The organism is Bacillus sp. FSL M8-0166, from assembly GCF_038008825.1.
Lineage (GTDB): Bacteria > Bacillota > Bacilli > Bacillales > Bacillaceae > Bacillus > Bacillus safensis.
Genome location: NZ_JBBOZZ010000001.1, coordinates 2260272 through 2271850 on the forward strand (window position 1 = coordinate 2260272; position 11579 = coordinate 2271850).

The window sequence follows — 11579 nt, forward strand, 5'->3', positions numbered from 1 at the left end:
ATTGGTTTTTCTTTTTTACACAAAAAAACCGAACCCATGTAGAACATAAGGTTTCGGTTTTTGGTTGTTTTTATACTAAACAGCCTGCTTCATATTCCGCATTTCCTGAAGTGCTGTTTTGCTCTTCGCTTCGTCAAATTCACCTTCACTCTTCGCGACAACAATTGTTGCGATTCCATTTCCAATGAGGTTTGTAATCGCTCTTCCTTCACTCATGAATCGGTCAACCCCAAGCAGCAGTGCAAGACCCTCTAACGGAATGACCTGAAGTGCTGCAAGAGTAGATGCAAGCACGATAAATCCGCTTCCTGTCACCCCAGCTGCTCCCTTTGATGTAAGCATCAGAACCAGGATAATAGTGATCTGCTGACCGATCGACAGGTCTACACCAAACACTTGCGCCAAGAAGACGACGGCCATCGATAAATAGATTGAAGTTCCGTCTAGGTTAAAGGAATAACCTGTTGGAATGACAAGACCAACAACAGACTTAGAGCACCCGTAGCGTTCCATTTTATCCATCATTCTTGGCAGCACGGATTCTGAAGAGCTTGTGCCAAGAACAATCAAAATTTCATCTTTGATAAATCGCAGATAACCGAACAAGCTGAAGCCATACATTTTACAAATGATGTTCAGTACAACAAAGATGAACAGGAACATCGTCATATAAACGGAGAGCATCAAACTTGCCAGCGGTTTAATCGATGCCAGCCCAAAGTGTCCGATTGTATAAGCCATTGCCCCAAACGCACCGAGCGGCGCAGCACGCATGATATATCCAATGATTTTAAAGAAAACGAGTGACAGCTTATCGAGCCATTCAATGATTCCTTTGCCCTTCTCGCCAAGTGCAGCAAGCGCAACACCGAATAAAATAGAGAAGAATAAGACCTGTAAAATATCACCCTTTGCGAAAGCATCAACCATGTTAGATGGCACGATGTGTGTGACAAATTCCATCCAGTCGATACCCTGTCCGCCATTTTGGGTATACTGTGAGACATCCCCTTTTTCAAGCTTGCTATAGTCAAGACCTGCACCTGGCTTCATGATATTCACAACAAAAAGACCGATGACCAGAGCAAGTGTCGTGACAACTTCAAAATAAATAAATGCCTTTCCCCCAACTTTTCCAACCTTTTTCATATCACCCATCTTGGCAATACCAAGAACAATGGTTAAGAAAATAATTGGTGCAATGACCATTTTAACGGCATTGATAAAGGTGTCACCAAGCGGCTTCATTTCTTTTCCGACGTTTGGCCAAACCATCCCGACAATGATCCCGATGATGACAGCTGCAATCACCTGAAATGTCAGGTTCTTCAAAAGCCTTTTCATAAAAAATCAACTCCCTCACCCTTTGATGTAAACGCTTAACTATTATCTGTAGATAAATGATAGCGATTTCATCAAAGGCTGTGAAGCTTATGGACATATCGTACATTTTGGTCTTTTTGGTCTCTTAGTCAGAATGTACGATATATTTATTCACAGGCCGTCCTATCCCCCCATATTGCATATCTAATTTCAGCTCGCCTTCTTTTACGAGGAAGTCTAAATACCGGCGTGCCGTAACGCGGGCTATGCCAAGTGCATTGGCAACTTCCTCTGCAGACTGCGCACCTTTCTGCAAGCCCATATAAGCTTTAATTTCGTTCATCGTATGCACATTCAGCCCTTTAGGAAGCCAAGTATCTTCCTGCTTAACAGCAGGCTTTCGTATGATATCATCCAGCATCTCCTGAGAAAATTCTGCTGCGGTTCGAATTTTTGACTTAAACGCCTTATAGCTTTCAAGTGATTCTTTCATTCGTTCAAATTTGAATGGTTTAATAATATAATCCCGCGCACCATTTTGAAGCATGATGCCGATGGTCTCTTTGTCCTTCGCTGCTGAAATGACAATCACATCCACTTGCATCTTTTGTTTTCTGATGTCTTGCAGCGTTTTAACGCCATCCTTTTTTGGCATATACACATCAAGTACCACGAGGTCTGGACGAATCTCTTTGATCAGCTGAATGCCCTGCTCCCCGTTCCCAGCGACTGCTGCAACTTGAAAGCCGGGAACACTCTTAATGAACTCTTTATTCACTTCTTGCACCATCGGGTCATCTTCAATTAACAGCACCTTAATCTGAGTCATCTGTCTCTCTCCTCTATTGTCATTGGGAATTCGATTGAGAAGGTGGTACCAATGCCGATGCTTGATGTGACTTCTACATTTCCCATCCCTTTGTCGATAATCGTTTTTACAATATACAGGCCATAGCCTGTTCCGCCCTCTTTGCCGTGTGTGAAGCCTTTATCGAAAATATAAGGAATCAGTTCCTCTTCGATCCCGGAGCCATTGTCTTCAATTAAAATCGCGAGGACATCCTCCGTTTGATCGATACTAATGGAAATGACTTTTGTGTCTCTTTCTACAGTATCATACGAGGCAAAGGCGTTCTCAATGAGATTTCCGAGCAGCTTCGTCATATCATGCTGATCAAGCCGTTCAGGGAAATCACGCAGACAGCTATGTTCATCTACTTCGACCTTGATGCCAAGCTCCTTGCCCCTTCTGATTTTGCTCATCAATAATCCTGCGACAGCATCATGCTGAATGACGCGGTGAAGAAAGTCCGTCACATGTTCCTGCTCCTCTGTCGTTTGAAAGGCTAGATCGAGCGCCTGATCGGCTTTACCAAGCTGAATCAGACCGGCAATCGTATGAAGCTTATTCATATGCTCATGGTTTTGCACCCGCAAACCGTCCACAAAGTTCTTAACCCCTGTGAGCTCCTCCGCCAATTTTGCCGCTTCCGTCCGGTCCTGGAAAATGGCGACTGCTCCGATGATCTTCTTTTTCATCACAATCGGAATCCGGCTGCTCATTATCCGCTTTCCGCTCATATGAATTTCTTCATTGTAGACGGGTTCTGCGCGATCAATGATCTCAGGAAGTCTTGTGTCAGACAGTACATCCCAAATATTCCGGCCCACGACATCACCCGTCACGCCAAAAATCTGCTTCGCCTTCTCATTAAAAATGGTAATCATGTGCTGATTATCAATGGCGATGACCCCTTCATTAATAGAGTGAAAGGTTGCAGTGCGTTCCTCTAGCATTCTCACAATCTCATGCGGCTCCAGCTTAAACATTTGCTGTTTAATATGACGAGCAAGTAAAAATGAACCCACAAGCCCAAAGCTGAGCGTCAAGAGAAGGATCATGAGGATATCGCGCTTCATTTCTCCTAATATATCTGCCATACTTGGCAGGGTTCTTCCTACAAGCACAACCCCTGTTTGATTAAATTGATCATCCTTCACTGGATAAAAAGCTCTGATAGCTGTTCCAAGCTCTCCCTCTGCTTCTGAGAAATAAATATGCTCTGCAAAAGCCGGCTCTTCATCTGTTCCTTCTGAGCGCTTGCCAATCCTCGTTTTCACCGGATGCGTTAATCTCACATGATCCATATCCATCACGACAATATAGTCAGCGTCTTGAATAATCCGAATCTCTTCGATCGCATGCTGTAATCGATCACGTTCCTTTGTCTGATCAGCTAACGCCTGCTTCACCTCGTTCATTTCGGCCACGGTTCTCGCCGTGTTCATGAGTCTTTTTCGAAGCTCCCGTTCCTCTGTCTGCTGAATTCCCCCAACAAGGACAATTCCTCCGATTAAAAGGGCGAAAATGACAACGAAATATGTGAGGATGGTAAGCTTCCATCTAATAGATAATTGTTGTAATTTCAATCGATTTCTCATCATTTTTTCACCTGTATCTTTACGAATTCTTCCTCTGTCAAGTATGCTTGACATAAGGGGGATCTGACGCATGAAGAATTTACTCGCTTATACACTTTTGCTCATGATTGGTTTTGTAACCGCTTTATACTTTGGTTTTTATCATATGATGCCAAAATCAGCGACAACCTTTGATGATGAACAGACAGGACTGAAGGACCAGCTTGTGTTCAAATTCAGCCATGTCGTGGCAGACAATACACCTAAAGGACTTGCCGCAAAGAAATTTGCTGAGCTCGTGCACGAAAAATCCGATGGAAAGATCAGCATTCAAATTTTCTCCAACGGAAGCCTTTATTCTGATATTGAAGAAATTAATGCACTCAAAGAGAATCAAGTTCAATTTATCGCTCCATCTACCTCGAAGCTCGGCATGCTGTCCCCTGAGTGGCTGGCACTTGATCTTCCCTTTGCTTTTTCAAATTACAACGCGGTTCAAGAAGGCCTGCACGGTGCCATTGGACAAAGGTTGTTTGGCACGCTGCAAAAAGATGGATTAAAGGGAATGGCTTATTGGACAAATGGCTTTAAGCAAATCACCTCAAATAAAGGGCCCATCAAACAGCCTAGTGATTTAAAAAACCAGTCTCTTCGCATTATGCAAAGCGACATGATTGAAAAACAATTTAAACTTCTTGGTGCAAAGCCCTATCAGGAATCATTTAATTCAACGTTTCAGCTATTAGAATCAAAAAAAGTAGACGGTGAAGAAAATACCATTTCAAATATTTATTCAAAAAAATTCTATCATATACAAGACTATATGACGATCAGCAATCACGGGTATTTAGGCTATGTGGTCTTAACAGATCAATCCTTCTTTGACCGCCAGACACCCGAAACGAAACGAATTTTACTTGAAGCCATGGAAGAAACTACGGCTTGGAATGAAAAGCATGCAGAACAGATGAACAAAGATCAGCTGGAGGACATTAAACGTGAATCGCCGATTGCCATTCATGAATTGACGCCAGCAGAAAGACAAAAATGGATGCAAGCCCTTGATCCTTTGTATGATGAAGCCGAAAAAACGATTGGCTCCACCCTAATCAAACAGATCCGCGAACTGCGTGCACGTTATGAACACTCACCTATTCATGCTTTTCAAGAAGAGGATGAATGAACGCAAAAAAAAATCCCTTCGATGAGGGATTTTTTTATGCGCCGGACTCACTCTGTTCTTGCTGCGTGAGCTCTTCTAATCTTGTTAAAATTCTTCGCTTTCGGTATTGCATCATGCCTGTTTCGGCAATTCCTTTTAATTGGGAGCGGTTCGAAACTGCACCAAACAAAATCCCAGCTATGGGAACAAGCTGAAACAGTTTCTTCCAGCCAAACGAATCCCGGTAATTATAGACGACCTCACGCCACCCTTGGATTTGGGAAATCATGTTTTCGTGTTTCCCATCGGATGCATGATAGCTTTTCAGCTCTTTTAGAATCGATTTCTTACCAACGACATCAGCAGAGTTCAACTGCAAACATTTAATGATAAAGACCCGCTCCTCTTTGTTTTTAGGATCATAGCCATAGGTGACGGCAATATCCTGTAATGTTTTCAGGGAGAGGCCCAGTACCGCAGGAATATCAGCAGCTAGTGTAAACATTCCGCCGACACCAGTTGTCGCCCCTTGCACCGTCGCGAGATTCGTTCTGTTTTTTCCCATATGTTCACTAATGGCATCCATCATGTCGATTGGGGCCTTTCCAATATCCTCTATACGCTGGATGGATTCGCCCTCACACTTCTTTTGAAATTGATGAATGATGCTTTTTTCCGATGTCAAATAGGTACCGCCAGATTGAATGTAATGACCCATTTCATCTAGCAGCACACCGATTTTTTTCTGAATAAAAGCAGGCGTCAGCTTGTCCAGCATTTGAAATGGAAGGCGGCTGAGTTTCTCCCAAAACCATACCTTTTGCTGGTCTTTCTCCCACTTTTCAATCTCCTTTAATTGTGCTTTTAGCCACTCTCTTTCCTCCATGTCATATGCCTCCTTAGATGCCGCTGAAGTATTTGTCTGTTATTATACACAATCCTTGTCCATCATACGTATAGAACATTGAAGTGGTTCCGAAAGGTTTTAATCTTTTTCAAAACGGTTATTGCTTAATAAACAAACGAAAGAGGAGTGATCAACATGTTAGGATTTCTAATTTCATTAGTTGTGGCGATTGTCATCGGTCTCATTGGGAGTGCACTCGCTGGAGGCAGTGTACCAGGAGGATGGATCGGCTCAATGATTGCCGGGTTTGTAGGCGCTTGGATTGGTCATGGATTACTTGGAACGTGGGGTCCTAGTCTGGCAGGCTTCGCGATCATTCCAGCGATCTTAGGAGCAGCAATCTTCGTCATTATCTTAAGCCTGATCTTCCGCAGTGTGGGATCAAGGGTATCTTAAAAAACAAATAACAGAGGAAGCAGTAGGGACACCGTCTAAGAGGCGGTGTTTTTTATGTTGCGCGTTGACAAGGTATCTATTTTTTTCACTTACATATGATAAACAAACCTATTAGTTCAGATAGTTGACTTTTCATGAAGATGGGCATATGATGATTAAAAATTGCATTAAGGAAACTTTTTGTGCCCAAGCAAAACTTTGTAGAATCTAGGTGATGACATATGACAAACAAATACATCGAGGCACAGGCACACATGTCAGCGGCAGCTGAGCGTGCACTTGAAGGTAAGGTCAAAGGATTTAGAAGGCTTCTTCCTTTTCTAGGCCCTGCTTTTATCGCTGCCATTGCATATATTGATCCAGGGAATTTTGCCACCAACATTGCGGCTGGCTCCAAATATGGATATCTCCTCTTATGGGTCATTCTCATATCAAATCTCATGGCTTTGCTCATCCAATCCTTGTCCGCAAAGCTTGGAATAGCGACAGGTAAAAACTTACCTGAAATCGCACGTGAAGAGTTTCCAAAACCCGTCTCCATCGGTTTATGGATTCAGGGCGAACTCGTCATTATTGCCACAGATTTAGCCGAGTTTATCGGGGCTGCACTTGGTTTATACTTGCTTTTTCGGATCCCGCTGCTTGAAGCATCCATTATTGCAGCCATCGGATCATTTGCGATTTTAGAATTGCAAAGACGGGGATATCGCGCATTAGAAGCCGGCATCACCGGCATGCTGTTCGTTGTCGTGATCGCTTTCGCTGTGCAAACCTTTGTCGCCAAGCCTGATATGGCAAGTGTCGCAGGCGGGCTTTTTATTCCAAAATTTGATGGCGCAGATAGTGTGCTGCTTGCAGCTGGAATTTTAGGTGCCACTGTGATGCCGCACGCGATCTATTTACATTCAGCTTTAACCCAAAGGAGAGTCGTCGGCAGAACGGAAAAGGAGAAAAAACAGATTTTCCGCTTTGAGTTTTTAGATATCCTCATTGCGATGCTAGTCGCTGGAGCCATCAATGCCAGTATGTTGATTGTGGCAGCCGCTTTATTTTATAAAAATGGTCTTTTTGTTGAAGATCTGGATGTTGCGTTCCAGCATTTTAACACACTCGCAGGTCCTGTATCAGCTATCTTATTTGGTGTAGGCCTGCTTGTAGCCGGGCTATCAAGCTCTTCTGTCGGTACATTGTCAGGCGATATCATTATGCAAGGTTTTATTCAATACCGGATTCCGCTGTATGTCCGCCGGCTGATTACGATGATTCCCCCTATTGTGATCATTGCATCTGGGGTGAATCCGACATCCGCACTTGTGATGAGTCAGGTGGTCTTATCCTTTGGTATTGCCTTTGCTTTAATTCCGCTCATTTTATTTACAAGTAAAAAACGAATTATGGGCGAATTAACGAATGCCCGCTGGGTAACAGGAATATCTTGGGTGATAGCAGCTCTTGTTGTCGCACTCAATCTCTTTTTAATTGTGGATACGTTTATGTAAAAGACAGTAGTGATGCTGTCTTTTTCTTTTCAAATGGTTATGGTAAAATTCCCCTGAGAGGATGTGGGCACATGTTTTTTTATCAGGATCAAGAGATAGCCATGCGGCTGCTTGAGCCAAGAGACGCAAGAAGTCTATATTTGCTCATCCAGCGGTCAAGAAAGCATTTACGTGAATGGATGCTTTGGGTGGATTCAACGAAAACAGAGGAAGACAGCATGGCGTTCATTCAAGGCGCAATGCAGCAAGCCTTGCAGAACAACGGTTTTCAAGCGGGCATCTGGTCACATGGGGAGCTTGTCGGGATCATCGGCACCCACCAAATTCATTGGATCGACAGGACTGTTTCAATTGGCTATTGGCTCGGAGAAGGCTATCAAGGAAAAGGCATCATGACAAAAGCGTGCAAAGCAGTCATTCGTTATTTATTTGAAGAATGTGGACTGCACCGCATTGAAATCAGGGCTGCTGTCGATAACCAGAAGAGCAGACGCATCGCAGAGCGATTATCCTTTTCGCTTGAGGGCATTTTGAGACAATGTGAATGGCTGGGAGACCGCTTTACGGATCATTGTGTATACGCCCTTTTGCAGCCTGAATATATGGAAGAAAAAACGCATTCTATGAATCAGCCCACTTAATTGTGTCGATTGCATGAATTATTTTACAAAGTGAAGCTTTGTAGTATCCGTTGCGATCAGCATCTGATAAAATAGAAGGAAAAATCGAGGTATGAAGTATGTCTCTTATTATTTTATTTTACTTATGGATTGTCCCATTATTATTTGGTATTTTCTTCTCATTCTTAACAAAGAAAGCCACCTACAAACGCCGCTTTGTCCCATCATATAGTATGGCAGGATTCAGCATCGTTTTTCTCATTCTGGCACTTGTCTTTTCAGCCAGCCATTTTCTATTCATTTGCGGTATGTTCCTATTTGCCACAACTCTTGTCGGCACAGGCATCCCTTTATTTTTAGCCTTTACAAAAACACCATCATAAACAAAAACCACCTTTTCGCAATGGAAAGGTGGTTTCTTTTTTATTGATTTGGCATTCTGTAAGTCACAGTGGTATTTTGATTGGCTTCAATTGTTTTCACAATGTCTTGAAGGATCTCTGATGCTCGATCATTTGAATCATACTTGCCAAGCGTCTTCACCCAAGTATCGCTTCCTTCGATCATCCCTTCAATCTTTTTGCCGGCTACTGTGATTTCGTGGACATGAACGAAACTTTGCTGGTTTTGTGTGAAAATCCATAGTATGGTTTTTTCTCCTTTTTTTGTTTTGATTGGTTTAGTTTAACATATGATTTCTGATGTGACGGGAATGGATTGGCTTGTTCAGGTGAAAAAATCAAGGTGAATGTTTCATTCAGGTTTGTTGTATTTTTTAGCATACTTTTTAATTTCCCGTCTATCATAATCGTAATTCCTTCTACGAATTCACCAGTATTTTCATTTTCAAACTTCTCAGACAGGATGCTTATTTTATGGTCACTCATTGCTTTCGAAATCTAACAAATCTACTTTATTTTTTTATCATACCAATCTTTACCCGCAATGAAAGAAAACGATGGACCATTAGTCCATCGTTCTATTTAAACTCTCTAGTTATTTAAAAATCAATTCTTTTTCAGCTTCTAAAAACTCTTCTACAAGTTCTTTAATTGTATTTTGTGAATCATGAGGGTAGTAAAATGCGTCTGAAACTTTTCTAAAAAAATCATACATATTTTCGGGCGTATTAAAGATTGAAAAAATATTTTCAATTTCTTCAAATATGTTTTCATCAGTTGAGTTAGTATACGCCTCTTTCATAGTGCTATATAGCCACTTATGATACTCTCTCTTCATGTCTTTTGATGATTTGTCAGAGATTATGCTTTCAAGTATATAATCTACTTTAACTTCTTCTTGTTCCCAAGCTAATTCAAGGATTAATTCATTGTTAGCATTAGGGTTATTTTCTAGGTATTTAACAGCATAGTTTGTTACTTCTAATGCCGAAATTAAATTAAACTGTCTACCAACAAACAGTGTAGACCAGTTACAATCAAAACCATTTTTCGTGATTATATCCATTTTATACAATGTTCTATTTCCCCCATTGATTTATTTTTCCTGTCACTTTCCCACCAGGTATAAAAGTTCTATGGGTTACTGTATTCGTTGTTGGATCTACCACCCATTCAAACACGCCATTCCTTATTTCTTTCGACTGTAACATTTCAGGGGCGTTGTTCTTAACTTTTACATATTTCGTTTCGTACTTAACCACCGAGCCTTCTATTTGATACAACGAATCCATATGGCCTTTTCTATTTGGTAAATCAAATCTCTTAGAATGAACTGCGTAGTTGTCAATTATATCATTAAAGCTATGATAAAAATCATCTTTTAATGCACTACCTACTCGTGGATTATCTAAAACTGGATGCTTAAGTTCTCTCGTACTCTTAATGCCCATCTTCCCATGAAACCCTTTCGCCCCAAACGGCAAAAGCATCCCCAACGCCGCGTTCATACTCGCTTCCTGCTGTTCTTTCGAAATCTTATTTCCAAACATGTCTCGGCCTGTAATCGCTTCGCTGAAGCCGTTGGTGGCGGTGAGGCCATATAAACCTTTTTGAGATGTTTTCAGGGCGTCAAAGGATTTTTGTGATGTTTTGTAGATATCGACCGCCCTGACTGCGGCTGATGTGACTTGGGTCGTTTTATAGACGGCCTTCCCGCCTTTGAAAATGCGTCCTGCCCAGCCGACGATTGGGATGTAGCCTGCGGCTGCCATGCCGCCTGCCGCGACTCGCTGTCCTGCGGTGAGTTCTTCCCCTGTGATTGGATCAACGCCTGTTGCGGCACGTTTTGCATCGTTCACACCAGTCAGTTCATTCACGATGTTTCCACCATAATCGAGCGCTTTTTCATACCAAGGGCGGTTGGCGAGTGCTTCTTGTTCCTTTGCTATCTCGCGGGCTTCTTCTTGTTCTTTTTTGATTTTCAGATATTCAGAAGTTTGCTTCTCAATATCGCTTTTTGCCTTGTAGATTTCGCTATTTTGATACGCTTTCTTGTCAAAATTCATAGGCGAAATCGCTTTTCCGTCATTTGTCGCATTCATCATTTCAGCGTACAATGCCATTGTAGCTTGCTGCTCCGTCTCTGACAAAGCATATTCATCTTTTAAATTTTGATCAAGATCTCTTAGTTCTCTGACCGTCTTTTTTCGTTCATCTTCCGCATCTTCTATTTTTTCATCAAAGGTTTGGCTATCAAATACCTCTAGGGAAATGAGGTCATCAATATCTTGAAAAATCGTTTTGAGTGCCTTTTTTTGATCTTTCACAATGCTTTTGGCATTCTTGATGCCCATATGTACTGCGTTGTCTAAAAAGTGTTCTTCTACAAAGGTATCGCCGCCAAAGTTTGTATCATCCAGTGTCCCAGAAACACCTTCATGAAAGGCTTTTTGCTTATCAATGAAGCTGATAAACATGTCTACATTTCCAGCCAGCTCTTTATAAAAGCTTTTAATGTTATCGGCACCTTTTCCAGTGAAATCATCACCGAGATTGGCAACACCTTGTAATGCCTTTTTTAAATCTACCATTTGTTCGCGGAGTTCCTGATAGTGTTTTCCCCTTGTGTCCATGGCACTGGTTAGTGCTTTTGCATCAAGTATCTTCCCCAGAAGAAGTCACTCCCTCCATTATTGATCATAAAGTCTATTTTACCTTTCTCAGCGAATTGGAAAAATAGGCTTTAAGTTACAAAAATAATTTCCAGATATTTTTAGAGGGAATAAAACAAGTGATAATTGAAATGTTTTTTCCTTTCAGCAAAAAAAGTCAGTCCTCTTTTGAGAGGAC

The 11579-nt window shown here is 41.8% G+C and carries 12 protein-coding genes; 5 read left to right on the forward strand and 7 right to left on the reverse strand.

Annotated features, from left to right (window positions below):
- Window positions 1-75: 75 nt before the first annotated feature.
- The 3 genes from dctP to NSS92_RS11945 all read right to left on the reverse strand — a co-directional run bounded on the left by dctP (window position 76) and on the right by NSS92_RS11945 (window position 3768).
- Window positions 76-1344, reverse strand: a complete 1269-nt coding sequence (gene dctP / locus NSS92_RS11935) for a C4-dicarboxylate transporter DctP (protein ID WP_034666695.1) — start codon at window positions 1342-1344, stop codon at window positions 76-78.
- A gap of 124 nt (window positions 1345-1468) precedes the next feature.
- Window positions 1469-2152 (reverse strand): response regulator, encoded by a 684-nt coding sequence (locus tag NSS92_RS11940; protein ID WP_340868172.1) that lies wholly within the window; start codon window positions 2150-2152, stop codon window positions 1469-1471.
- Complete coding sequence (locus tag NSS92_RS11945) at window positions 2149-3768, reverse strand: ATP-binding protein (RefSeq protein WP_445661642.1); 1620 nt, start codon at window positions 3766-3768, stop codon at window positions 2149-2151. The genes NSS92_RS11940 and NSS92_RS11945 overlap by 4 nt, the downstream gene beginning before the upstream one ends.
- Before the next feature lie 67 nt (window positions 3769-3835).
- On the opposite strand from NSS92_RS11945, the gene NSS92_RS11950 reads away from it, so the two are divergent.
- Window positions 3836-4927 carry a DctP family TRAP transporter solute-binding subunit gene (locus tag NSS92_RS11950; protein WP_340868177.1) on the forward strand — a complete coding sequence of 364 codons (1092 nt, stop codon included), beginning with the start codon at window positions 3836-3838 and terminating at the stop codon, window positions 4925-4927.
- A 34-nt stretch (window positions 4928-4961) separates the two neighbouring features.
- Here the strand turns inward: NSS92_RS11950 and NSS92_RS11955 are convergent, their stop codons facing one another.
- Entirely contained in the window at window positions 4962-5792 is an 831-nt protein-coding gene (locus NSS92_RS11955; protein ID WP_340868179.1) for an EcsC family protein, read from the reverse strand.
- 156 nt (window positions 5793-5948) lie between these two features.
- Here NSS92_RS11955 and NSS92_RS11960 point away from each other — a divergent pair, with 156 nt between their 5' ends.
- The 4 genes from NSS92_RS11960 (at window position 5949) to NSS92_RS11975 (ending at window position 8711) form a co-directional block, all read left to right on the forward strand.
- Complete coding sequence (locus tag NSS92_RS11960; protein ID WP_024427360.1) at window positions 5949-6209, forward strand: GlsB/YeaQ/YmgE family stress response membrane protein; 261 nt, start codon at window positions 5949-5951, stop codon at window positions 6207-6209.
- 221 nt (window positions 6210-6430) lie between these two features.
- On the forward strand, window positions 6431-7708 hold the full coding sequence (locus NSS92_RS11965) for an Nramp family divalent metal transporter (RefSeq protein WP_218677436.1): 1278 nt from the start codon (window positions 6431-6433) through the stop codon (window positions 7706-7708).
- 71 nt (window positions 7709-7779) lie between these two features.
- Window positions 7780-8349, forward strand: a complete 570-nt coding sequence (locus NSS92_RS11970) for a GNAT family N-acetyltransferase (RefSeq protein WP_340868185.1) — start codon at window positions 7780-7782, stop codon at window positions 8347-8349.
- 98 nt (window positions 8350-8447) lie between these two features.
- Window positions 8448-8711, forward strand: coding sequence for a response regulator (locus NSS92_RS11975; RefSeq protein WP_142946657.1), 264 nt, complete (start codon window positions 8448-8450; stop codon window positions 8709-8711).
- Between the two features lie 40 nt (window positions 8712-8751).
- Here NSS92_RS11975 and NSS92_RS11980 read toward each other — a convergent pair whose 3' ends face one another.
- The 3 genes from NSS92_RS11980 to NSS92_RS11990 form a co-directional block, all read right to left on the reverse strand.
- Window positions 8752-8895, reverse strand: a complete 144-nt coding sequence (locus tag NSS92_RS11980) for a hypothetical protein (RefSeq protein WP_340868188.1) — start codon at window positions 8893-8895, stop codon at window positions 8752-8754.
- A gap of 429 nt (window positions 8896-9324) precedes the next feature.
- Complete coding sequence (locus NSS92_RS11985) at window positions 9325-9795, reverse strand: DUF2247 family protein (RefSeq protein WP_267587740.1); 471 nt, start codon at window positions 9793-9795, stop codon at window positions 9325-9327.
- A gap of 13 nt (window positions 9796-9808) precedes the next feature.
- Entirely contained in the window at window positions 9809-11401 is a 1593-nt protein-coding gene (locus NSS92_RS11990; RefSeq protein ID WP_340870002.1) for a ribonuclease YeeF family protein, read from the reverse strand.
- Window positions 11402-11579: the final 178 nt, after the last annotated feature.